We start from the raw sequence: 20,602 nt of genomic DNA, 5'->3' as shown, positions 1-20,602 counted from the left end.
GGGCACCTTCCGGCAGCGAGAGCCTCTGGCGGGCCAGGGATCAACCAAAGGGAGCAAGAGCAATGTTCGAGATTTCACGTCGCGATCTGATCCTCGGGAGCACGGGGGCGGCGCTGGTTTTCGGCCTCAAGGGGCCGGTTTCGTTCATCGGCGCGGCGCATGCGCAGCGCGCCGCCGACAGCCTCAAATTCAAGGTCGGCGACATCGAGGCCTTCAGCCTGCATGAGGGCAGTGTCGAGCGCGCCGCCACTGAGGGAATGATCAAGAACGCCTCGCTTGACGACATCAAGAAGGCGCTGACGGCTGCCGGCATCAACCCGGACAAGTTCGACAATCCCTTCACTGTCACCGCGATCCGGACTGGCGGCAAGGTCGTGCTGTTCGACACCGGCTTTGGCGGCAATGGCCCTGCGACAGTGGGCAAGCTCGCCGACAACATGAAGGCGGCTGGCCTTGATCCGGCGACGGTTTCAACGGTCGTGATCTCGCATTTCCATCCCGATCACATTTCCGGGCTGTGGGTGAAAGAAACCAACGCGCAGGTTTTCCCGAATGCGGAAATCCTGATGCCCGAGGTGGAGTACAAGTTCTGGACCGATCCGGCGCTGGTCGAGAAGATGCCCGAGAATATGCGGCCCCTCGTCAAGCGAATCCAGGCAACTTTCCCGACCTGGAAGAACATCAAGCAGTACAATGACGGTGCCGACCTCGCGCCCGGCGTCAAGGCGATTGCCACGCCCGGCCACACCGTCGGCCACATGTCGTTCCTGGTCGCTTCGGGCGGGCAGCAGTTGTTCATCCAGAGCGACGTCACCGGCATGCACCAGTTGTTCGTGCGCAATCCCGGCTGGTTCTCGTCCTTCGACGCCGACGGGCCGAAGGCGGAAGCCACGCGGCGCGCGTTCTTCGACCGCGTCATCGCGGAAAAGGGCATGATCGCCGGCTATCACTTCGGCTTCCCGAATGTCGGCACGCTGACAAAGGACGGCAACGGCTACGCATTCGCGGCCGTGAAGGCCTGATCGCAGGTAAGAAGCGAAACGAAGGCGCCGCGCTATGTGTGCGGCGCCTTTTCTTCAGATGCTGTCGCACTTTAGAGTTGCAAAAGCTCGCAGGCACGGCATGGTTACGGCCGATGCCTGCCAAGACCAGCAATCCCCCGGATCAATCCACAGAGACGCCGCACTATCACGGCCATCGCGAACGCCTGCGCGAGCGCTTCTATGCGGCCGGGCCGGAGGCGCTGAGCGACTACGAGCTGCTGGAGATGGCGCTGTTTCCGGCCCTGCCCCGGCGCGACACCAAGCCGCTGGCAAAGGCGCTGTTGAAGAAATTCGGCTCGTTCGCCGAAGTCATCCATGCGCCGGTGGTGCGCCTGCGCGAGGTCGACGGCATCGGCGAGGCCTCGGTGAACCAGATCAAGCTGCTCGCCGCGGCGGCGAGCCGGGTCGCGAAGGGCGAGATCAAGCGCAAGATTGCGCTCTCGTCCTGGAACGACGTGATCGATTATTGCCGGAGCGGCATGGCGTTTGCCGACAAGGAGCAGTTTCGCCTGCTATTCCTTGACAAGCGCAATCAACTGATCGCCGACGAGGTGCAGCAGACCGGCACCGTCGACCACACCCCGGTCTATCCGCGCGAGGTGATCAAGCGGGCGCTCGAACTATCGGCGACCGCGCTGATCCTCGTGCACAACCACCCCTCCGGCGATCCGACGCCGTCGCAGGCCGATATCCACATGACCAAAGCGATCGTCGAGATCGCAAAGCCGCTCGGCATTTCCGTGCACGACCACATCATCGTCGGCAAGAATGGGCACGCGAGTCTGAAGGGGATGCGGCTGATCTAGCGTATTGCTACCGCTCAATAATCGTTTATCGCCAACGAGGCGACCAGCATCGTGCCGCGGCAGGACCTCGCACGGCGAATTCACGACCGATGATATCGAAATCAGGTGATCGCAACGCGCAGTTGCGGTAGTATCCACCTGTCGAGCGCCCCTTCGCGCACTAGCGTCGAGGGCCCGACAAATTGACGTCGGATAGGTTTTCGCATCGGAGGCCGTCATGACCAGCACTTCAGACACCGCAAAGAGCCCTCAAGCCGGTTCGGATACGGCACCGCTACGTGCCAAGTGGGGGTGGATCGTCGCACTCGGCATCGTCTATCTGCTCGCCGGGTTTATCGCGCTCGGCAGCGTCGCAATGGCCACCGTCGTGAGCGTCTTCTTGGTCGGCGTGATGATGATCATCGCCGGCGTCGCAGAGGTGTTTAGCGCCTTCCAGATCAAGAGCTGGGGCAAATTTCTGCTCTGGGCTCTGCTTGGCGTGCTCTACATCATCGCCGGCTTCGCGACGTTCCAGAATCCGTTGCTCGCGGCAGTGCTACTGACCCTCGTTCTCGGCGCTTCGCTGGTGGTCTCGGGCATCATGCGGATCGTGCTGGCTTTCAGCATGAAACGAGAAATGCCCTGGATCTGGGTCGCGCTATCCGGCGTGATCACGCTTCTGCTCGGCGTGCTGATCCTGGTGCGCTGGCCGGTTTCGAGTCTCTATATCCTCGGCCTGTTCCTCGCCATCGATCTCATCATGGCCGGCGCTGGCTGGGTCGGGCTCGGCTTCGGCCTGCGCCGCGCTCGCTGAGGTGTGGTCGGCCGGGCTGCAGCGCAGTCCCTTGATCGACGAAAAGGAGGCGCTCATGCGCTGGATCTACCTTGCCGTCATCATTCTGTTCGTCGCGGCAACGATCATCTTCGTGCTGCAGAACTTCGAGATCGTCACCATGTCCTTCCTCGGCCTGCATGCCCGAGTGCCGCTCGCTGTGCTGATCGCCTTCGCCTACCTGCTGGGCGCGGCGACGGGTGGCAGTCTGTTCGCACTGCTGCGCCGATCTTACGAAAGGTCGAGAGGAAAGTATCGGAGCGTCCTGAATTGAGTGTCGTTTCATCTCCGATCAACGAGGGTGACGATGGACGAAACAGCGCGCGAACCCGTTCTGGTGGACCTTGCTTTGCAGGGCGGAGGCTCCCACGGCGCTTTCACCTGGGGCGTGCTGGACCGTCTGGTCGAGGAGCCGTGGCTGCGGATCGAGGCAATCTCCGGCACGTCGGCGGGCGCAATGAATGCAGCCCTGGTGGCCGACGGGTGGACGCAAGGCGGTGCCGAGGGCGCGCGGGCGGCGCTCGCGGCCTTTTGGCGCGGTGTGTCGCGCGCTGCCGCGTTCAGCCCGCTGCAGCGCTCGCCGCTCGACCGACTGATGGGCCGCTGGACGCTCGACACGTCACCCGCCTATGTCGCCATGGACCTGATGGCACGTGTGCTTTCGCCTTATGATCTCAATCCGCTCGGCCTCAACCCGCTGCGTGCCATCCTCGCCGAAAGCATCGATTTCGAGCGACTGGCCCGGGCATCCATCAGGCTGTTCGTCACCGCGACCAATGTGCGCACCGGCCGCGGCCGAATCTTCCGCAATGCGGAGATCACGGCCGACGTCCTGCTTGCCTCGGCTTGTCTACCGACCATGTTTCAGGCGATCGAGGTCGACGGCGAACCCTATTGGGATGGCGGCTATGCCGGCAATCCGACCCTCACGCCGCTGGTGCGTGAAAGCGACGCTCACGACACCATCCTGGTGCAGATCAATCCGCGCGAACGACCAAAACCGCCGCGTACGGCGAACGAAATTCTCAACCGCCTCAACGAAATCTCCTTCAACTCGCCGCTCATGAAGGAATTGCGCATGATCGCGCTACTGCGCCAGGTGGCGGACCCCGGACACGGCGAGGGCGCGCGCTGGGCCGGAATGCGCACGCACCGGATCATGACCGACGCACTCACGGAGTTCGGCGCATCATCTAAGCTCAACGCTGAATGGGAGTTCGTTTCGCTGCTCAAGGAAGAGGGGCGCAGGAGCGCCGACGCATTCCTCAAGTCGCATGCTGACGATCTCGGCCGGCGCTCCACCGCCGATATCGATGCACTGCTTTTGGAGTGCTGAGGGCGATGACCCTGGTGGGACTTCTCGGCATCCTGATCGGCCTCGGCCTGCTAATCTCGTTCGCCTATCGGGGCTGGAGCGTGCTGCTACTCGCGCCGCTTGCCGCGCTGGTTGCCGCGCTGTTTTCCCGCGAGCCGCTGCTGGCCCACTGGACCCAGACCTTCATGGTCAGCGCAGCAGGCTTTCTGGCCCAGTTCTTTCCGCTGTTCCTGCTCGGCGCCCTGTTCGGCAAACTGATGGAAGACAGCGGCTCGGTCGCCGCGATCGCGAGCTTCATGACGCAGCGGCTGGGCACGCGGCGGGCTGTGCTCGCGGTGGTGCTCGCCGGAGCGCTCGTCACATATGGCGGCGTCAGTCTGTTTGTTGCCTTCTTCGTGCTCGCACCGATGGCGCACGAGCTGTTTCGCAACGCCGGCATCCCGCGGCGGCTGATGCCGGCGGCGATCGTGCTCGGCACCTCCACCTTCACCATGTCGGCGCTGCCCGGTACGCCATCGATCCAGAACGCGATCCCGATGCCGTTCTTCGGCACCACGCCATTCGCCGCGCCCGGCCTTGGCATTCTGGCATCGTTGATCATGCTCGGCTTCGGCCTGTGGTGGCTCAACCGCGACGTGGCCAACTCAAAAAGAAACGGCGAAGGCTTCGGCGACGGCGTGCCGATGCCTTCCGCCCGCCTCGCCACCGACGAAAAGCTGCGCGAACGCGCCACCACCGCGCGGGAGTTCGATCCGGCGGAGATCGTACACGGTGCGATGACCGACGTTCCGCCGTCGGTTGTACTCGCCGCACTGCCGCTCGTTGTGGTGATTATCGTCAATCTCGCGATGTCGCTGCTCATCCTGCCGGCACTGGACACCCGCTTTCTCGCCGAAGCTCGCTGGGGCGCAACGTCGCTCGCGGCCGTCGGCGGCGTATGGGCTGTCATCACAGCCCTGGCCTGTGCGATCGTGACGGTCCTCGCCGTCAGCCATCGGCGATTGCCGGCCCTGCGTGCAACCATGGACGCCGGCGCCAACGCCGCCGTACTGCCGGCCCTGAGCGTTGCGAGCCTGGTCGGCTTCGGCGCCGTGGTGGCGGCGATGCCCGCCTTTGATGTCGTACGCGACACCGTGCTCGGGATCGGCGGCGGACCGCTGGTCTCGCTCGCGGTGGCGACCAACGTGCTCGCCGCGCTCACGGGGTCGGCATCGGGCGGGCTGACCATTGCGCTCGACGCACTCGGGGCGACGTATATGGCGCGCGCGGCGGAGATCGGTCTCGATCCCGCGCTGCTGCATCGCGTGGCGGTGATCAGTTCGGGTACGCTCGACAGCCTGCCGCATAACGGCGCGGTCGTCACGCTGCTCGCCGTCTGCGGATCGACGCACCGGGACAGCTATCGCGACATCGTCGTGGTCGGCATCGTCGGCGCACTCATCGCCCTCGTTGCCGTCATCGCGCTCGGCTCGGTGGCGGGATCGTTCTGAGCCATCGGCGCGGCCTGCCGTCTCAGGGCTGCTGATCTAGCTAGTCGCCTGCATTTACCATTTATTAACTCTCCGCTTCGCGCTTTGGCGAATGCGTGAGAGAGTTGTTCATCGGATGAGAGGGGATAGCTCATTCTCGATTGAGAGGGGATCGATGATGAATCAGCTAGCAGAGCGGATGAGAGGCGCGGCTCTTTCGATGAGCCCGGAGCACCTGGTCGACAAATTTCTGGACTGGCTTGAGGAACTGAGGGGCGCGCTGGCGCTTGCGGAAATCGACGGATTGGCCCGCAACGAGGCGCGAACCAGGATGCTGTACGATTGATCCGGCGACTAAAGCGCGATGACACGGTCGAACCACACAAAGGGCCGCCTCAAATGGGGCGGCCCTTTTGCTCATGAGGATCCGTCGCGCCAGAGGCGTTGTTTATGCGAAGCGTCTCGTCGGCAGGAACGGTCACGCAAGTTTGAGGGGACTGAAGCTCATCTAATGCTGTTTAGCTGAGGACGGCGCGCGAGACGCATATTGGGTCAGCCCGCCGCCATGATGGAGCATCGGATGCGCACGACACGCCGAACGTTCCTGCAAACATCCTTTGCAACGTCCGCTGCCGCGCTCTTGCCGACCTCTCTGCGTGCCCAGCAAGGCCAGCCCGCGCGCCGTCCTATTCCCTCGAGCCGCGAGGAGATGCCGATCGTCGGACTGGGGACCTGGATCACCTTCAACGTCGGCAACGATCCGGGGCTCAGGGACGAATGCGCTGGTGTCATGGCCGCCTTCTTCGAGGCTGGCGGTCGCATGATCGATTCCTCCCCCATGTATGGGTCGTCGCAGCCGGTGGTCGGCTACGGCCTCCAGAAGCTCGGGCGGCCGGCTGCGCTCTTCTCGGCCGAAAAGGTCTGGACGTCCTCGGCGACGGCAGGTCCAGCCCAGATCGAGCAATCGCGTCGCTTCTGGGGCGTGCCGAAGTTCGACCTCGTTCAGGTTCACAATCTGCTCGCCTGGCAGGCGCATCTGCAGACGCTCCTCCAGATGAAAGCCGCCGGTACGCTACGTTACGTGGGAATCACCACCTCCGAAGGCCGCCGTCATGATCTTGTCGAACAGATCATGCGAAACGAGCCGATCGATTTCGTGCAGTTCTCCTACAATGTCGTCGATCGCGAGGCGGAGGCACGGCTGCTGCCGCTGGCGGCAGAGCGCGGGATTGCGGTGATTGTGAACCGGCCGTTCCGGCAGGGCGAGCTGACCAATCGCCTCAGGAACAGGCCGCTGCCGGAGTGGGCGGCCGAACTCGGGGTGTCAAGCTGGGCGCAGCTCATGCTGAAGTTCATCCTGTCTCACCCGGCCGTCACCGTCGCAATTCCCGCGACCACGCGCGTCGACCACGTGCGGGAAAACCTCTCGGCCGCCGCCGGACCGATGCCGGACCTCGCCACGCGGCAGCGCATCTCGGCCCACGTGCAGGCGCTTTGATGTCGGAATGGTGGACCTATCGCGCGGAGGATTTCCTGCTGTTTTCGCCGCGCGTCTACTGGCGCATGTTCGAAACGCACAACGCGGCGCTCTGGCCTCTGCACGTCGTGACGCTTGCCGCCGGCCTGCTCATCCTGCTGATCGCGTGGCGGCCGGGAGTCTTTGCACGCTGGATCACACTCATCCTGGCGATCCTCTGGATCTTCGTCGGGTGGTCGTTCCTGTGGAATCACTATTCGGGCATCAACTGGGCTGCCGCCTATATCGCGCCGGCCTTCGCCATTGAAGGTGGGCTGCTCCTCGTCTTGTCCTTGCGCGATGGTCTTGCGTTCGACCGCCGCGGGCCAGTCGCTTGGACAGGATATCTCCTCCTTGTCTTCGGAATTGCCGGACAGCCATTGCTTGCGCCGCTACAGGGGCGCGGCTGGGCCTCATCCGAAGTCCTTGGCATCGCGCCGGATCCGACGGCGATCGCGACGCTCGGCGTTCTGCTCCTCGCCCGCGGCGGGCTTGTGCCATGGCTGCTGCCGATCCCCGTGCTCTGGTGTCTCCTGAGCGGCATAACGCTGCGGACGATGGGAGAACCGCAAGCCTGGGCCCCTGCTGCCGCCGTGGCGCTTACCGCTGCAGCCTGGATCTGGACGATCATCCGCCAGCGCGGGTCGCTTCCGGCCGCGTGAAGGCACATGCATCAGACGATCTGGCAGACGTTGTAGGCGATGCCGCCCTCGACCAGGTATCCCGACCCGACGCAGACGATGTCGTTCATCCAGGCATATTGTTCCGCCCCGGTTTCGAACAGCGGGTTGGTGCGGAAGTAATAGCGCGACGGGTCAACCTGAGATCGTTTGGCGGGATCAGCCATTTCTGACCGCAATTCGGGCGGCGTGATCCAGCGTCCGCCATAGGTCATGTGCACCAGCGCACCGTCATGCGTGCGCAGCGTCAGGCGGACGTCGAGCGACATCGCGCCATCGCTGCGGAACAGCGCCCAGTCGCCGCCGCCGGGCACCACCTCGCCGCGCAGCTTTGGGCCTTCGAAGCTTCCGCCGGCCGCGCCGAACAGGATGCGGCGGCCAAGCGGACCATCGCCGATGTTCAGCCTTGGATTGAGATCGACGACGATGTCGAACAATGGTGCTGTCCTGATCGCGGCGACCGGTTTGACGCGTGGATCTACTGTCATCATCTGGGTCCTGGTTCGCGGGAGGAAGTCATTCGGCGACAAGCTGCCGGACGCCGGCATCGCCAAATATCCTGCGGCGTACCGCATCGGTCGAGACGCCGGACTGCGCGCAGAGTTCGGCAAGGTCGAAGAAGAATCGCTCGTGGACGATCCGGTCGTCCTTGAACGCAAACTGGATGAATACCGGGAGGTCTGCGCGCCTGCCGTTCGGCACCACGCCGAAGCGATCGCCGGTCAGTGTCATCTGCACGCGGCCCCAGCAAACGAGCGTATCGTCATTGGTTGGCGCGGCCCTGCAGGACGACATTGTAATCCGGGAACGAAGCGAAGAACCGGCTCAGCACCTTCTCGTTCTCGGCAAGGCCACGGGCGGTAGTTCCGAAGGCCGGGTTTTCCAGCACCATGTCGTCGTGGAGGACCTTCAACGCCGCCGGCACGTCCTGACGGCTCTTTGCCTCCGCCAGGGCCTGCGCCAATTCGAACATTCGATCGCTGTTCATGCCCTCCTCCCATAGCTTTCCCTCGAGCTCTCCTGCTCGAATTCATACCAAGTGTCTTTCACATACTATATGTATGTTATATGTTAGTAGTATCATAAGCGTCAAGTGGTATGTCGGGGGCATGCAGGAAGCTGGACGCGAACGAACCCGCCGCGAGGAGTACACGGAAGCCACGAGGCAGGCGCTGCTGGCGGCCGGCCGGGACATTTTCGCGAGCGAGGGCTATCAGGCGGCGGGAATCGAGGCGATCTCGCGCGCCGCGCGCGTGACGCGGGGCGCCTTCTACCACCACTTCGAGGACAAGAAGGCGCTGTTCGACGCCGTGGTCGTCGCTCTGCAGATCGAGGCCGCGGCCAGGATCGAAGCGCGAGCGAAGATGGAGCGTAAGGTATGGGACCGCCTGACCGAGGGCATCGAAGCCTATCTCGACGCCTGCCTCGAACCGGCCTATGCGCGCATCGTCATCCAGGAAGCGCCGGCGGTGCTCGGCAATGCGCGCTACCGGGAGATCGAGGAAGCCCATCCGATGGCCCTGCTCACCGCGACGCTTGCCGCGCTGAAACGCCAAGGCGAGCTCGATTTCGAGGATATCGAGCTCCTGAGCCGCATGGTCGATGCGATGATCTGCGAAGTGGCGCTGCTGCTGCCCGGGGCAGAGAATCCGAAAAGGCTCCGAGCCCGCGGGCAAAAGATCATCGGCAGCCTGCTCGGCGCCTTCCGCACCACTTGAGCGCAAGCGCGCTCACGGCGCGACCCATCGTTGCACCGCCTCGGCAGTGTCGGCCGGTGTGGTGTTAAAGCAGATGCGCGTTTGCGGCGCGGCGAGGTGAACCAGATTGATGATCCGCTCGAACAAGTGCAGCCGCTCTCGCGGCTCGCGCAGCCCGGCGCCGATCATGACGCAGTCATAATGCTTTGCGCCCAGCGCCGCGGCGGCGACGGCTTCGGCGGTATCGCCGAGATCGATCAGGCAGCTATCGGCCTCATAGCCCATCGCGCGAAGCTGTTCGATCTGAGCTCCAACATAGCTCGTCATCAGTTCGGCCGTGAGCCCGGGGAAGGCGCTAAAGTCGACGAAGGAAGGCTCGATGCCGATGGCGAGTACGGTCTTTTTGGCCATGCGGCTGCTCCAGGCAAAATGATCTCCGGGAAAACGCGCGCATCGTCGAACAGGTTCCGGCTTCGACATTTGACAGCATCATTCGACATTCACCGAAGCATTCTTGTCGCAAGATCAGCCATTGTGGTCCGTATCGCCGCTCCAACGAGCGTGCGCTGAATGTCACAGGAGAACGTTATGGCTACCACCAACAACGCAAACCAGAACCTGGTCGTCACCGCATTCTGGGAAGTCAATTCGGGCGAGGAAGCCACCGTCGCGGAGCTTCTGAAAGATTTTCTGCCGCAGGCACAGCGTGAGCCCGGCGTGAAGGCATTCCAGATTCACCAGAACATCGCAAAGCCACGAGAATTCTTCTTTTACGAGGTATTCGCAGGCGAAGCGGCCTTCGCCGAGCATCAGCAGACCGACCACTTCAAGAACATCATTCTCGGGCAGGCGATTCCGAAACTCGCCAAGCGCGAGCGGTCGCAATTCCGGTTCATCTGAAGTCAGAACGGCTTCGGCGCGCCACTGCTCGTCTCAGTGGCGCGCCGCCGCAACAATTCGCGTTCGCGCTTGTTGGTTGCAAGTGTTGACGCGAGCTCGAACGCAGCGCGGGCTTCTGCAACGCGGCCGAGTTTGTGCAGCAGATCGCCGCGGACGCTTGGGAACAGGTGATAGGTCTTCAGCGCGGGCTCGCCGGCCAATCCGTCCACGATCGCAAGCGCAGCCGCCGGCCCTTCGGCCATACCGATAGCCACGGCCCGGTTGAGCTCGATGATCGGCGAGCGCACCAGCGCGCCCAATTTGGCGTAGAGCTCGGCGATGCGCGGCCACTCGGTTTCATCAGGTGTAACGGCCCTGGCGTGACAGGCGACGATCTCAGCCTGCAGTGCATAGAATCCGCCCGCTCCGCCGAGCTCGTAGGCTCGTGCCAGCGCCAGCAATCCCCGGCGGATCTGCAGCCGGTCCCACAGCGCGCGGTTCTGGTCCATCAGAAGAATCGGATCGCCGGCTGGGTCGGTGCGCGCCGCGGTGCGCGAAGCATTCAGCTCCATCAGCGCGAGCAGGCCGTGGGCTTCAGCTTCCTGCGGCGCGACCAGCGTCAGCACACGGCCCATGCGCAGCGCGTCGTTGCAGAGCTGCGGCCGTAGCCATTCGTCGCCGCGGGCGGCCGTATAGCCTTCGTTGAAGATGAGATAGACGACCTCCAGCACCGAGGCGAGCCGTTCCGAAAGCTGCACGCCGCGCGGCGTTTCGTAGGCTAGGCCGGATTCGGACAGCGTCCGCTTCGCCCGCACGATGCGCTGGGCGATGGTCGCTTCCGGCTGCAGGAAAGCGCGCGCGATCTCTTCCGTGGTCAGACCGCAGATCATTCGGAGCGCCAGCGCCGCGCGCGCCTCGCGCGACAGTTTTGGATGGCAGGCGGTGAAGATCAGCCGCAGCAACTCGTCACCAATATCGTCGTCGAGTGCGGCGTCCAGATCCGGCATCGCCTGTTGCTCCTGCTCGAGGTCGCGCGTCAGCATCTCATGCTTGCGCGCGAGCATGCTGCGGCGGCGCAGATGATCCAGCGCACGGCGCTTGGCCAGCGCCATCAGCCACGCCCCGGGCTTCTCCGGCACGCCGCTGGCGGGCCAATGCTCCAGCGCCGCGACCAAGGCTTCCTGGGTCAAATCCTCCGCCAGCGGCACGTCGCGCAGCATTCGCGACAGACCCGTGATCAGGCGCGGCTGTTCGATGCGCCAGACCGCGAGGATGGTGCGATTGACGTCGGCGGCCGTCATCGCCGCCGACCAGATCGGCTATGCCGCGCCATCAGGCGTGCGCGGGGGATTCGACGTCGCCGCAGGTCGTTTCCAGGCCGTGGCCGGCCATGGCGCGCAGCTCGCAGGTGCCTTCCCAGCCGGGCATGTGGTCGAGATGAAGCTGCATGAATTCCTGGGCCATGGCGAGCGCTTCCTCCTTGTCGCGGAACTCGAAGATGGCGTAGCCACCGACCACTTCCTTGGCCTCCACGAACGGGCCGTCGGTGACTCGCAGCTTGCCGCCGTCGATCGAGACCCGCGCCCCCTGCTGCAACGGGGTCAGCCCGCCCATGTCGATCATCCGGCCGGCCTTGATCTCGCGTTCGGCAAGCTTGCCCATCGCTTCCATCAGGGCGGGCGTCGGGGCCTTCATCGGTTGCGGGGAGGTAACGATGGACATGAAGCGCATGAACAACTCCTGTGCTGCGAGTTGGCGGCATCAGGCCGGCCATTCCGTCTCGCTACAGGGAACGACGATCCGGCCACGGCCGGATCGACATGCGCTTGTAAAAAAATCCAGGCCCCCGGGGATACCGGCTACTGTCCCCGGATCATGATCAGGGGATCGGCGGTATCGGGCACCTTCCGCCACTGCGCATTGTCGTCGGCCTCGAATTGCCAGGTCTCGCCTTTGGCCGACATCAGGATCATCTGTCCGCGCTCCAGCCGCCACTGGTTTGGCGCAAAGGCCGCAACCCCCGGATCGCATTTCGGCTTCAGGAACACCTGGAAATTATCCCCGGTCGCCTCGGTGTTGGTCAGCGTCAGGCCGCAGACCGTCTGCCCATTGCCGCGAACCATCGACCAGTCGCCGATCATCTGGTCCATCGACTTGGCGAGCGAGCGGGCGGCCGCGAGGTTCTGCAGGATGTAGACACCCTCGCCGGTCCGCAGGCCCTCGAAAATGCCGCTCTCGACTTCGGTGAAGTCGATCACCGGCTGGCCTGCCGCGTCCTGGAGCCGTACGATGTCCAGCCCCTTGATGTTCCAGGCCGTAATGTCCTTGGTGAACGGCAATGCCTTGGCGCAACCGGGCTCAAGCTCGAGCTTGAGCCCCTGCGGCGTCGCATCGCCCTTCATCGTGATGACGCAAGTCTTGCTGCGCTCGGTGGTGGCGAGTTCCCACTGCCCGATCATTTCCTTCTTCAGCGCCGCGGCATCCTGCGCCGCCACCTGCGGCGCAAGCGCGAGCAGCACTGTCAGCGCTGCTGCCGTAATGCCCGAACGCCCAAGCACCATCAGCGTCCCTTCACTGGGGTTTCCGGAACGGGCGTCAGCGGCGCCTTGCCAGCAAACCAGTTTTTCAGGTTATCGACGACCAGTTGATCCATGGCGTTGCGCGTTACCACCGAAGCTGAGCCGATATGTGGCAACAGCACGACATTTTGCATGGCCATCAACTCGTCCGGCACGTTCGGCTCGTTGGCGAACACATCGAGCCCGGCGGCGAGGATGGTGCCGGATTTCAGCGCCGCGACCAGCGCCGGCTCGTCGACGACGGACCCGCGCGCCACGTTGATCAAAACGCCGCGCGGACCCAGCGCCTGCAACACTTCGGCATTGATCATCTTGGCGGTCGAGGCGCCGCCGGGCACGATCACGACCAGCGTGTCCACGTCCTTCGCCATTTCCAGGAGATCGGGATAATGCTGGTAGGACACGGCCGGCGACGGATTGCGTGAATGATAGCAAACCGGCACGCGCGAGGCCTCGAGCCGGCGGCCGATCGCCTGTCCGATGCGACCCATGCCGACGATGCCGATCTTGCGGTCGCGCAGCGAACCGGCGCTCAAGGGATAGTTCTGGGTCTGCCACTGGCCAGCGCGCAGATAGCGGTCGGCCTTGACGAATTCGCGCAAGGTCGCGATCAGAAGCCCCATCGCAACGTCGGCGACTTCTTCCGTCAGCACGTCGGGCGTGTTGGTGACGACGATATTGTGCTCGCGCGCATAAGCCGAGTCGACGTGGTCGTAGCCGACGCCGAAGCTCGCGACGATTTCAAGCTTCGGAAATTGCGACAGCGCCTTCGCGTCGGCCGGCACCATGTGGTAGGTGACCGCCATGCCGCGGATTTTTGCGACCGCATCGGGCGTCAAGCGCTCGAGGTCAGCCCGGCTCTCCGCCATATGCAGGACGTACTGATCCGGAAAGCCGGTTTCCAGGATCGGCCTGACAGGTCCGTAGATCAACAGATCGATCTTCTCGGACGAAATATTCGCGGCAGCCATCAATTTTCCTTTCCAAGCGCGCTCTCATGCCAGCGCCGTAGTACCAGATGCGAAACTAGCGCCAGCAGCCCATAGATGACAATCCCGGCCACCGACAGCAACAACAACGCCGCGAACATTCGGGGAATGTTGAGGCGATAACCGGATTCGGCGATCCGGAAGGCAAGGCCGGAGCCGGCGCCTGCCGTGCCCGCGGCGATTTCGGCGACCACGGCGCCGATCAGCGACAGGCCGCCCGCGATCCGCAAGCCACCGAGAATATAAGGCAGCGCCGCCGGCAATTTCAGGTACCGCAACGTCTGAAGCCGTGACGCGCCGTAGAGTTGAAACAGTCCGGCCAGATTGCGGTCCACCGAATTCAGCCCGAGCGTGGTGTTGGACAGAACCGGAAAGAAACCGACGATCCAGGCGCAGACGATGACCGCGGTCTGCTGCGGCAGATAGATCAGCAATAACGGCGCAACTGCGATCACCGGCGTGACCTGCAGGATCACCGCATAGGGAAACAGCGAATATTCCAGCCATTTCGATTGGTTGAACACCAGCGCCAGCGCGACGCCGCCGACGGCTGCGGCGATGAAACCTTCCAGCGTGGTGAGCAAGGTGACGCCCAGCGATTCCGACAGCACCGGCCAGTCGCTGACGAGCGTCTGAAAAACCGTTGTCGGGCTCGGCAGAACGTAGGGCTGGATATCGTTGACGCGGACGACGAATTCCCACAACGCCAGGCCCGCTGCGAGCACGACAACGGGAAGCAGCATGCGGCCGACGTTCTGCAGGGAACTCATGCGCTAGGCTGCCCGGAATAGGAAGGCGCCAGTGCATTCGAGACCTCGCGGCAATAGCCGGCATAGTCGGCCGAGGTGCGAAACTCCTCGCCGCGCGGCTCCGGCGTCGCGATGCGAAACTCGGCACTGACGCGCCCCGGGCGCGCCGTCATCACGATCACCCGCTGCGACAGATAGACCGACTCGAATACCGAGTGGGTGACGAAAATGACGGTCTTGTGCAGCTTCCGCCACAGCGCCAGCAGATCGTTGTTGAGCCGAAAGCGCGTGATCTCGTCGAGCGCCGCGAACGGCTCGTCCAGCAGCAGAATGTCCGGATCGGTGACCAGCGCCCGCGCCAATGACACCCGCATCTTCATGCCACCCGACAATTCGCGGGGGTATGCACCGGCGAATTCGGCAAGACCAACCTGCGCCAGCGCCCCCTCGATACGCCGGTCGGCTTCGGCCGGCGCCGCATGCGCAAGCTTCAGCGGCAGGCAAACATTGTCGCGCACGCTCGCCCACGGCATCAGCGTGGGCTCCTGAAACACAAAACCGATGGGATGTCGCCCATCCGCCTTGTTGGCGCGATGGGGAACGCTCACCGTGCCCGCACTCGGCGCACCGAGCCCCGCGATCAGCCGCAGCGCGGTGGATTTTCCGCAGCCGGAAGGCCCGAGCAGCGAGACGAAGTCACCCTTTGCGACATCAAGATCGAGCGGCCCCAGCGCGGTCACGCCATTGTCATAGGTCTTGCTCACCGCGCGCAGACGCACGGCAAGGCCCGCCGCATCGCTATCCATCTCCGACAAAGCGGGCCCGGCCATCTCGCGTCAGTTCTTCGGCCGCAGATCGAGACCGACGGCCTTGTTGACGAAGCGAAGCGTGTAGGCCTGGCGGTAGTCGATATCGCGGCGAACCACGCCGGCCCGCACCATCTTGTCGAAGAAGCTCGCCACGCGCGCGTCGTTCATGGCGCCGATGCCGTCGCGCAACGTATCGCCGGAATCGACGATGCCGTATTCCTTCATCTTGGCGACGGAATAGCTGAGCAGCTCGTCGGTCATTTCGGGGTTGATCTTCTTGATCATCGCGTTGCCGGCGGAATTGTCGCCGTAGAGATAGTTGTACCAGCCGATGACGGAGGCATCGACAAAGCGCTGCACCAGATCCGGCTTCTTGTCGACGATCTCGCGGCGGGTCTCGATCAGCGTCGAATAGGCGTTGAAGCCGTGATCGGCGAGCAGGATCACGCCAGGCTTGAAGCCGGCTGCCTTCTCGACGGCGTAGGGCTCGGAGGTAACGTAACCCTGCATCGCGCTCTGCTTGTTCACGATGAAAGGCTGCGGATTGAAGGTGTAGGGCTTTACCTTGCTCTCGCTGAACCCATATTCAGACTTCAACCACTGGAAGTAGCTCGCGACACCTTCCTTGGACACCAGCAGCGTCAGCGGCTTGAGATCTTCGAGTTTTGCAATCCTGGTTTCCGGATGCGTGAGGAATACCTGCGGATCCTTCTGGAAGGTCGCGGCGACCGCAATCAGCGGCACGTTGTTGGCAACGGCGTCGAACGATTGCAGCGTGTTCGCGCTCATGAAGAAGTCGAGCTTGCCGGCGGTCAGCAGAATGCGGTTGTTGGTGTTGGGCCCGCCGGGAACGATGGTGACATCGAGGCCGTATTTCTTGTAGGTGCCGTCGGCGACCGCCTGGAAGAAGCCGCCATGCTCGGCCTCCGCGACCCAGTTGGTTCCGAACGATACCTTGTCGAGGGTTTCGGCACGCGCTTGCGTCGGTCCTGCGGCCAACGCCAGAAGACCTGCGGTTAACGCTCGCAGCAAAAAGGCCGGGTTCATGGTTGGACTCCGTCGATCATTCTGGCCCATGATGAGAGACTAAGGACAACGTCCCCAGGAGGTTTTGTCCGGGGATCGGACCGTTCCCGGACTATCTAACAAACTACCCTGCAAATTCATCCAAAGAAACGCTTCGCTCGATGGCCTCGACCGTTCCGCCCCGCGACTGGACCGACATCCGCTGGTCCGACATTGCCAAGAATGGCGCTAAGGCCGACGCCGCGCGCTGGATCGCGGTGCTGCCATTGGCAGCCACCGAGCAGCACGGCCCGCATCTGCCGCTGGAAACCGATGTCCTGATCGGCGAGGCCTATCTGGCGCGGGTGCGCGAGCTGCTGCCGGTCGCGCTGCCCGTCACCTTTCTGCCGCTGCAGCCGGTCGGCATTTCCACCGAGCACATCGATTTTCCGGGCACGCTGACGCTGCCGACCGAAGCCGCATTGAAGGAGTGGATGGCGACCGGCGAGCGCGTTGCGCAAGCCGGCATCCGCAAGTTCGTGATCGTGACGAGCCATGGCGGCAACAGCGCGGCGATGTCGCTGGTCGCGCAGGATCTGCGCGCCCATCACGGGCTGCTCGTGGTGACCACGAGCTGGTCGCGCTTCGGCGCGCCGGATGGATTGTTTTCGGCCGAAGAGCTGCGTCACGGCATTCACGGCGGCGCGGTCGAGACCTCCATCATGCTGGCGCGCTATCCGCACACGGTGCGGAGCGAGGCGATCGCCGATTTTCGCCCCGCCAGCATCGCGATGGAGAAAAAATTTCGTTGGCTCTCGGCGCATCGGCCAGTCCCTTTCGCGTGGCAGGCGCAGGACCTTAACGAAAGCGGCGCAGTGGGCGACGCCACCAAAGCCACTGCGGAGAAGGGCGAACAACTGCTCGATCACGGCGCGCGGGCGTTCTGCGAACTGCTCGATGACGTCGACAAATTCGATCCGGAATTGTTTCTTCGTAAAGCATAAAATCGCGATTTATTCTCCTAACCATCTGAAATATCGAAGAAATAAACGACGAAACCATATTTCCGGCTGCCGCCTCGAACCGCCTTTCAACGTGCTCCGTCCAACTGGGCATGCGGACCACAATGGCCGCTTAACTTAAGGATGGAGACTTCCATGTCGATCAAGACCAAGTTCGCCGCTCTCGCTCTCGCTACCCTTGCCGTTACCGGCGGCATGGCTTCCACCCAGGCTCAGGCCAAGCCGCTGCACTGGGGTGTCGGCGCCGGCCTCGTTGGCGCAGCCATCGTCGGCACTGCCATCGCAGCTTCGGGTCCCCATTACTACTATGACGGCTATCGCCGCTGCGGCTGGGTTCGCCAGTTCGACGCTTTCGGCAACTACATCGGCCGCGTCCGGACCTGCGCTTACTGATTTCTGCGGCTGACTTGGTTGCTGTTTGAGAAGCGATTTCCTTGCAGGCAAACCACTTCAGACCCTGAAAGCGCTTCTCGTGGATCAGCGTCCGGCACGGGCGCCTCATCCACCCCGTGCCGCACCCGACCCGCCCGGTTGCCCCCCGGGGCGGGTCACCTTTTTGAATCTCGGCGCACCGGCCGATGTTGCAGCCATGTCACGTAACGATGTCATTTAGACGAAGCAGTTCAATGCTTCTTGCAATTGCGAATTGTTCCCAACAAAGCTCGCAAAGCGGATTGCGCTCCTGCTCGATCCGGCTTCGGCCGGGAACAGCCGCTAATCCACAAAAAGAGGCTGGGCCGATGATTTCAGGCGATCTCTTTGGTGGTAGCGCGCCGGCAAATCTGCAGTGATAAGAGCGATCGCCGGAACGTTAGCGCCCAGAGTACCCACACGATGACCCGTCGCAGCCGATCCCGCGAGTATCTGCTGGCAGGCGTAGGCCTGAGCCTGCTCGCATTCGACGGCGTTGCCACCGCTGCAGATATGCCGTTGAAGGCACCGGCGCTGAGCGCCGTCTACAACTGGAGCGGCTTCTATCTCGGCGGCCATGTCGGTTATGGCGGAGGCAGCTTTGGCCCTGATACCAATCCCCTGCCGCTGCAAGGCGTGTTTTTTCCCCACAGCATCACCGGCCTGATCGGCGGCTATCAGGCCGGCTACAATTTTCAGCTCCCGAACAACCTGGTGTTGGGGGGCGAAGCGGATGTTTCGTTCCTGAGCACGCTGGATCGTCCGAGGCTTGCGCCGGCTCCCTTCAACACGACCTTCGACTATATTGCCACGGCCCGGGGCCGCGTCGGTTACGCCTTCGGAACGCTGTTGCCCTATGTGACCGGCGGCGTCGCCTGGGCCCGGACCCATGTCGACATCAATGATGTCGACGGAAGCGTGTTATCTACGCGCGGGCATACACATCTCGGCTGGACCGCAGGCGCTGGCGTCGAGTATGCCGCCGACGCCAGATGGAGCGCAAAACTCGAATACGACTACATCGATCTGGGAGCCCGAGCCTATGGGCTTGCGGACGTGCCGCTGCCGGACGTCAGGGTCGATCCCAAGGTCCATACGGTCAAGCTCGGATTGAACTACAAGATCTGGGACGGGCCGGGTTCTGCGACATCGAGCGATTACGCCATCAGGCCACCCACCCCTCCCGCGTCCAAGGACTGGAACGTCCACGCCCAGACGACATTCCTTCCGCAGGGCTATCCAAGCTTCCGCTCGCCGTATCAAGGTACGAACAGCCTACCGGGCGCCGGACGCGTCAGAGAGACCTGGACGGTCGGAGCCTTTCTCGGCTGGCGGTTGTGGGACGGCGGAGAGTTCTATTTTGGTCCGGAGCTTGCGCAGGGCTTCGGAATCGGCGGCACATTAGGCCTGGCAGGTTTTTCAAACGGCGAAGCGCAAAAAGGCGGCGCCGAATATCCGAGATTCCGCGCACAGCGCTATTACTTCCGGCAGACGTTCGGGCTGGGCGGCGAACAGGAAGAAGTGGCCGATGCGGCCAATCAGTTGCCGGGCAAGCGCGACATCGACCGGATCACGGTGACGGTCGGGCGATTTGCCGTCGGAGATTTTTTTGACGGCAATTCCTACGCAAAAGACCCGCGTGTGGATTTCATGAACTGGGCAATGTGGGCGTCCGCGGCCTATGACTTTCCGGCCGATCTCCCCGGATTTACCCGCGGCGCGGTGGTCGAACTCAATCGCAAGGACTGGGCCGTGCGCGCGGGCGTGTTTCAGGTGCCCTCTGCTCCCAACAGCGATGTCCTCACCTTCAAGACCGGCGGAGCTGTTGTCGAATTCGAAGAACGTCACACTGTGTTCGATCAGCCCGGCAAATTGCGGCTCGGCATCTTCGCCAATCGCGGCAATACCGGCAACTACCGCAATGCGCTGGCGATCAGCGCCGCAGATCCGACGCTCGACATCAACGACATCATGCCCAGCATCCGGCGCGAAAACCTGAAATACGGTTTCTACGTCAACGCCGAACAACAGATCATGAATAATGTCGGCGTGTTCGCCCGCGCGAGCTGGAACGACGGCCGCAACGAAATCCTGTCCTTTACCGACATCGACCGCAGCGTCTCGGCAGGCCTGTCAGTCAAGGGCAGCTATTGGGGACGCCCGAGCGATACATTCGGTTTGGGCGGCGCAATCAATGGTCTCTCTAGCGCGCACCGCGATTTCCTGGCGGCCGGCGGTCTCGGCCTGCTGATCGGCGACGGCCGTCTCAACTACAGCAACGAACGAATCCTCGAGACCTACTACGCCTACGCCATCGACAAGAACTTCACGCTCACCGCCGACTACCAGTTCATCACCAATCCCGCCTACAATGCCGACCGCGGCCCGGTCCATGTGTTCTCCGGCAGGCTGCACGGAGAGTTCTAGTGCCCTTGAGGCACCCCATGCTCTACTTCGTGATCAAATGCGCCCTGTCCGGCATTATCATCGCGGCGGTGTCGGAAATCGCCAAGCGCAGCCCGGCGTTCGCTGCGCTCATCGTGTCGCTGCCGCTGCTTTCGCTGTTGAGCTTCCTGTGGCTCTGGCACGACACCGGCGATGCGGAGCGCATTGCCGGTGTGGCGGAATCGACGTTCTGGTACGTGCTGCCGTCGCTACCGCTGTTCCTGATGTTGCCGGCGCTGCTCAGGGCGGGCGTGGGCTTCTGGCCCAGCCTCGCCGCCGGCTGCGCGGTGACGATTGCTCTTTACTTCCTCACCGCCTGGATGCTCGCCAAATTCGGCATTCGCCTTTGAAGCGGCAGGCGGCAGCCGGGAAACTGT

The 20,602-nt window shown here is 63.2% G+C and carries 26 protein-coding genes; 15 read left to right on the top strand and 11 right to left on the bottom strand.

The genetic code is table 11. From position 1 onward, the window contains the following. Nucleotides 1-62: 62 nt before the first annotated feature. The 9 genes from V1290_RS21135 (at nucleotide 63) to V1290_RS21095 (ending at nucleotide 7,622) form a co-directional block, all read left to right on the top strand. Nucleotides 63-1,022: an MBL fold metallo-hydrolase gene (locus V1290_RS21135; RefSeq protein WP_334366200.1), complete on the top strand. Its 960-nt coding sequence runs from the start codon at nucleotides 63-65 to the stop codon at nucleotides 1,020-1,022. A 113-nt stretch (nucleotides 1,023-1,135) separates the two neighbouring features. Then, nucleotides 1,136-1,849 (top strand): RadC family protein, encoded by a 714-nt coding sequence (gene radC / locus V1290_RS21130; protein ID WP_334366199.1) that lies wholly within the window; start codon nucleotides 1,136-1,138, stop codon nucleotides 1,847-1,849. Nucleotides 1,850-2,066: 217 nt separating this feature from the next. Beyond that, a complete protein-coding gene (locus V1290_RS21125) occupies nucleotides 2,067-2,642 on the top strand; it encodes an HdeD family acid-resistance protein (protein ID WP_334366198.1) in 576 nt (191 codons plus the stop codon). Between the two features lie 31 nt (nucleotides 2,643-2,673). Further along, nucleotides 2,674-2,934: a hypothetical protein gene (locus V1290_RS21120; protein ID WP_334366197.1), complete on the top strand. Its 261-nt coding sequence runs from the start codon at nucleotides 2,674-2,676 to the stop codon at nucleotides 2,932-2,934. A gap of 33 nt (nucleotides 2,935-2,967) precedes the next feature. After that, on the top strand, nucleotides 2,968-3,996 hold the full coding sequence (locus V1290_RS21115; protein ID WP_334366196.1) for a patatin-like phospholipase family protein: 1,029 nt from the start codon (nucleotides 2,968-2,970) through the stop codon (nucleotides 3,994-3,996). Nucleotides 3,997-4,010: 14 nt separating this feature from the next. Next, the gene (locus V1290_RS21110; protein WP_334369114.1) at nucleotides 4,011-5,465 is read left to right on the top strand and encodes a GntP family permease; all 1,455 of its coding nucleotides are present in this window, start codon (nucleotides 4,011-4,013) and stop codon (nucleotides 5,463-5,465) included. A 157-nt stretch (nucleotides 5,466-5,622) separates the two neighbouring features. Next, nucleotides 5,623-5,790: a hypothetical protein gene (locus tag V1290_RS21105; protein ID WP_334366195.1), complete on the top strand. Its 168-nt coding sequence runs from the start codon at nucleotides 5,623-5,625 to the stop codon at nucleotides 5,788-5,790. Between the two features lie 234 nt (nucleotides 5,791-6,024). After that, on the top strand, nucleotides 6,025-6,942 hold the full coding sequence (locus V1290_RS21100) for an aldo/keto reductase (protein WP_334366193.1): 918 nt from the start codon (nucleotides 6,025-6,027) through the stop codon (nucleotides 6,940-6,942). Next, nucleotides 6,942-7,622 carry a DUF6064 family protein gene (locus V1290_RS21095; RefSeq protein ID WP_334366192.1) on the top strand — a complete coding sequence of 227 codons (681 nt, stop codon included), beginning with the start codon at nucleotides 6,942-6,944 and terminating at the stop codon, nucleotides 7,620-7,622. The genes V1290_RS21100 and V1290_RS21095 overlap by 1 nt, the downstream gene beginning before the upstream one ends. Nucleotides 7,623-7,633: 11 nt before the next feature. Here the strand turns inward: V1290_RS21095 and V1290_RS21090 are convergent, their stop codons facing one another. The 3 genes from V1290_RS21090 to V1290_RS21080 are packed head-to-tail and all read right to left on the bottom strand — an operon-like array spanning nucleotide 7,634 to nucleotide 8,628. After that, nucleotides 7,634-8,128 (bottom strand): DUF3237 domain-containing protein, encoded by a 495-nt coding sequence (locus V1290_RS21090; RefSeq protein ID WP_334366191.1) that lies wholly within the window; start codon nucleotides 8,126-8,128, stop codon nucleotides 7,634-7,636. Nucleotides 8,129-8,156: 28 nt separating this feature from the next. After that, nucleotides 8,157-8,372, bottom strand: coding sequence for a hypothetical protein (locus tag V1290_RS21085; RefSeq protein WP_334366190.1), 216 nt, complete (start codon nucleotides 8,370-8,372; stop codon nucleotides 8,157-8,159). Nucleotides 8,373-8,403: 31 nt separating this feature from the next. Further along, nucleotides 8,404-8,628: a nuclear transport factor 2 family protein gene (locus V1290_RS21080; RefSeq protein ID WP_334366189.1), complete on the bottom strand. Its 225-nt coding sequence runs from the start codon at nucleotides 8,626-8,628 to the stop codon at nucleotides 8,404-8,406. A gap of 121 nt (nucleotides 8,629-8,749) precedes the next feature. Between V1290_RS21080 and V1290_RS21075 the strand changes: the two genes are divergently transcribed. Continuing rightward, entirely contained in the window at nucleotides 8,750-9,358 is a 609-nt protein-coding gene (locus tag V1290_RS21075) for a TetR/AcrR family transcriptional regulator (RefSeq protein WP_334366188.1), read from the top strand. 12 nt (nucleotides 9,359-9,370) lie between these two features. On the opposite strand, the gene V1290_RS21070 is transcribed toward V1290_RS21075, so the two are convergent. Next, complete coding sequence (locus V1290_RS21070) at nucleotides 9,371-9,748, bottom strand: hypothetical protein (RefSeq protein ID WP_057841987.1); 378 nt, start codon at nucleotides 9,746-9,748, stop codon at nucleotides 9,371-9,373. A 177-nt stretch (nucleotides 9,749-9,925) separates the two neighbouring features. Here V1290_RS21070 and V1290_RS21065 point away from each other — a divergent pair, with 177 nt between their 5' ends. Then, nucleotides 9,926-10,237, top strand: coding sequence for a putative quinol monooxygenase (locus tag V1290_RS21065; RefSeq protein WP_334366187.1), 312 nt, complete (start codon nucleotides 9,926-9,928; stop codon nucleotides 10,235-10,237). 2 nt (nucleotides 10,238-10,239) lie between these two features. Here the strand turns inward: V1290_RS21065 and V1290_RS21060 are convergent, their stop codons facing one another. The 7 genes from V1290_RS21060 to V1290_RS21030 form a co-directional block, all read right to left on the bottom strand. Further along, nucleotides 10,240-11,517 carry an RNA polymerase sigma factor gene (locus V1290_RS21060; RefSeq protein ID WP_334366186.1) on the bottom strand — a complete coding sequence of 426 codons (1,278 nt, stop codon included), beginning with the start codon at nucleotides 11,515-11,517 and terminating at the stop codon, nucleotides 10,240-10,242. 31 nt (nucleotides 11,518-11,548) lie between these two features. Beyond that, complete coding sequence (locus V1290_RS21055) at nucleotides 11,549-11,947, bottom strand: YciI family protein (protein WP_334366185.1); 399 nt, start codon at nucleotides 11,945-11,947, stop codon at nucleotides 11,549-11,551. Nucleotides 11,948-12,075: 128 nt separating this feature from the next. Beyond that, a complete protein-coding gene (locus V1290_RS21050; protein WP_334366184.1) occupies nucleotides 12,076-12,777 on the bottom strand; it encodes an AprI/Inh family metalloprotease inhibitor in 702 nt (233 codons plus the stop codon). Next, on the bottom strand, nucleotides 12,777-13,766 hold the full coding sequence (locus V1290_RS21045) for a 2-hydroxyacid dehydrogenase (RefSeq protein ID WP_334366183.1): 990 nt from the start codon (nucleotides 13,764-13,766) through the stop codon (nucleotides 12,777-12,779). The genes V1290_RS21050 and V1290_RS21045 overlap by 1 nt, the downstream gene beginning before the upstream one ends. Further along, nucleotides 13,766-14,554: an ABC transporter permease gene (locus V1290_RS21040; RefSeq protein ID WP_334366182.1), complete on the bottom strand. Its 789-nt coding sequence runs from the start codon at nucleotides 14,552-14,554 to the stop codon at nucleotides 13,766-13,768. Before V1290_RS21040 ends, V1290_RS21045 begins: the two co-directional genes overlap by 1 nt. Continuing rightward, nucleotides 14,551-15,363, bottom strand: a complete 813-nt coding sequence (locus tag V1290_RS21035; RefSeq protein ID WP_334366181.1) for an ABC transporter ATP-binding protein — start codon at nucleotides 15,361-15,363, stop codon at nucleotides 14,551-14,553. Before V1290_RS21035 ends, V1290_RS21040 begins: the two co-directional genes overlap by 4 nt. A 6-nt stretch (nucleotides 15,364-15,369) precedes the next feature. Next, complete coding sequence (locus V1290_RS21030) at nucleotides 15,370-16,389, bottom strand: ABC transporter substrate-binding protein (RefSeq protein ID WP_334366180.1); 1,020 nt, start codon at nucleotides 16,387-16,389, stop codon at nucleotides 15,370-15,372. 140 nt (nucleotides 16,390-16,529) lie between these two features. Here V1290_RS21030 and V1290_RS21025 point away from each other — a divergent pair, with 140 nt between their 5' ends. The 4 genes from V1290_RS21025 (at nucleotide 16,530) to V1290_RS21010 (ending at nucleotide 20,575) form a co-directional block, all read left to right on the top strand. Next, entirely contained in the window at nucleotides 16,530-17,351 is an 822-nt protein-coding gene (locus tag V1290_RS21025; protein WP_334366179.1) for a creatininase family protein, read from the top strand. A 153-nt stretch (nucleotides 17,352-17,504) separates the two neighbouring features. Next, nucleotides 17,505-17,762, top strand: coding sequence for a hypothetical protein (locus tag V1290_RS21020; protein WP_028351026.1), 258 nt, complete (start codon nucleotides 17,505-17,507; stop codon nucleotides 17,760-17,762). A 441-nt stretch (nucleotides 17,763-18,203) separates the two neighbouring features. Next, nucleotides 18,204-20,207, top strand: a complete 2,004-nt coding sequence (locus tag V1290_RS21015; RefSeq protein ID WP_334366178.1) for a carbohydrate porin — start codon at nucleotides 18,204-18,206, stop codon at nucleotides 20,205-20,207. A 17-nt stretch (nucleotides 20,208-20,224) separates the two neighbouring features. Next, nucleotides 20,225-20,575 carry a DUF3147 family protein gene (locus V1290_RS21010; protein WP_334366177.1) on the top strand — a complete coding sequence of 117 codons (351 nt, stop codon included), beginning with the start codon at nucleotides 20,225-20,227 and terminating at the stop codon, nucleotides 20,573-20,575. Nucleotides 20,576-20,602: the final 27 nt, after the last annotated feature.

It is taken from the genome of Bradyrhizobium sp. AZCC 1578, from assembly GCF_036924675.1.
Taxonomy (GTDB): domain Bacteria; phylum Pseudomonadota; class Alphaproteobacteria; order Rhizobiales; family Xanthobacteraceae; genus Bradyrhizobium.
The sequence above is the reverse complement of the archived record's forward strand: the minus strand, read 5'-3'. Positions and strand labels throughout refer to the sequence as shown.

What these genes read in the sequence shown, in the direction of transcription:
- V1290_RS21135 (WP_334366200.1), top strand. Translation starts at nt 63, where the DNA reads ATGTTCGAGATTTCACGTCGCGATCTGATCCTCGGGAGCACGGGGGCG.
- radC (WP_334366199.1), top strand. Translation starts at nt 1,136, where the DNA reads ATGCCTGCCAAGACCAGCAATCCCCCGGATCAATCCACAGAGACGCCG.
- V1290_RS21125 (WP_334366198.1), top strand. Translation starts at nt 2,067, where the DNA reads ATGACCAGCACTTCAGACACCGCAAAGAGCCCTCAAGCCGGTTCGGAT.
- V1290_RS21115 (WP_334366196.1), top strand. Translation starts at nt 2,968, where the DNA reads ATGGACGAAACAGCGCGCGAACCCGTTCTGGTGGACCTTGCTTTGCAG.
- V1290_RS21105 (WP_334366195.1), top strand. Translation starts at nt 5,623, where the DNA reads ATGAATCAGCTAGCAGAGCGGATGAGAGGCGCGGCTCTTTCGATGAGC.
- V1290_RS21100 (WP_334366193.1), top strand. Translation starts at nt 6,025, where the DNA reads ATGCGCACGACACGCCGAACGTTCCTGCAAACATCCTTTGCAACGTCC.
- V1290_RS21095 (WP_334366192.1), top strand. Translation starts at nt 6,942, where the DNA reads ATGTCGGAATGGTGGACCTATCGCGCGGAGGATTTCCTGCTGTTTTCG.
- V1290_RS21090 (WP_334366191.1), bottom strand. Translation starts at nt 8,128, where the DNA reads ATGACAGTAGATCCACGCGTCAAACCGGTCGCCGCGATCAGGACAGCA.
- V1290_RS21085 (WP_334366190.1), bottom strand. Translation starts at nt 8,372, where the DNA reads ATGACACTGACCGGCGATCGCTTCGGCGTGGTGCCGAACGGCAGGCGC.
- V1290_RS21080 (WP_334366189.1), bottom strand. Translation starts at nt 8,628, where the DNA reads ATGAACAGCGATCGAATGTTCGAATTGGCGCAGGCCCTGGCGGAGGCA.
- V1290_RS21075 (WP_334366188.1), top strand. Translation starts at nt 8,750, where the DNA reads ATGCAGGAAGCTGGACGCGAACGAACCCGCCGCGAGGAGTACACGGAA.
- V1290_RS21070 (WP_057841987.1), bottom strand. Translation starts at nt 9,748, where the DNA reads ATGGCCAAAAAGACCGTACTCGCCATCGGCATCGAGCCTTCCTTCGTC.
- V1290_RS21065 (WP_334366187.1), top strand. Translation starts at nt 9,926, where the DNA reads ATGGCTACCACCAACAACGCAAACCAGAACCTGGTCGTCACCGCATTC.
- V1290_RS21060 (WP_334366186.1), bottom strand. Translation starts at nt 11,517, where the DNA reads ATGACGGCCGCCGACGTCAATCGCACCATCCTCGCGGTCTGGCGCATC.
- V1290_RS21055 (WP_334366185.1), bottom strand. Translation starts at nt 11,947, where the DNA reads ATGCGCTTCATGTCCATCGTTACCTCCCCGCAACCGATGAAGGCCCCG.
- V1290_RS21050 (WP_334366184.1), bottom strand. Translation starts at nt 12,777, where the DNA reads ATGGTGCTTGGGCGTTCGGGCATTACGGCAGCAGCGCTGACAGTGCTG.
- V1290_RS21045 (WP_334366183.1), bottom strand. Translation starts at nt 13,766, where the DNA reads ATGGCTGCCGCGAATATTTCGTCCGAGAAGATCGATCTGTTGATCTAC.
- V1290_RS21040 (WP_334366182.1), bottom strand. Translation starts at nt 14,554, where the DNA reads ATGAGTTCCCTGCAGAACGTCGGCCGCATGCTGCTTCCCGTTGTCGTG.
- V1290_RS21035 (WP_334366181.1), bottom strand. Translation starts at nt 15,363, where the DNA reads ATGGCCGGGCCCGCTTTGTCGGAGATGGATAGCGATGCGGCGGGCCTT.
- V1290_RS21030 (WP_334366180.1), bottom strand. Translation starts at nt 16,389, where the DNA reads ATGAACCCGGCCTTTTTGCTGCGAGCGTTAACCGCAGGTCTTCTGGCG.
- V1290_RS21025 (WP_334366179.1), top strand. Translation starts at nt 16,530, where the DNA reads ATGGCCTCGACCGTTCCGCCCCGCGACTGGACCGACATCCGCTGGTCC.
- V1290_RS21020 (WP_028351026.1), top strand. Translation starts at nt 17,505, where the DNA reads ATGTCGATCAAGACCAAGTTCGCCGCTCTCGCTCTCGCTACCCTTGCC.
- V1290_RS21015 (WP_334366178.1), top strand. Translation starts at nt 18,204, where the DNA reads ATGACCCGTCGCAGCCGATCCCGCGAGTATCTGCTGGCAGGCGTAGGC.
- V1290_RS21010 (WP_334366177.1), top strand. Translation starts at nt 20,225, where the DNA reads ATGCTCTACTTCGTGATCAAATGCGCCCTGTCCGGCATTATCATCGCG.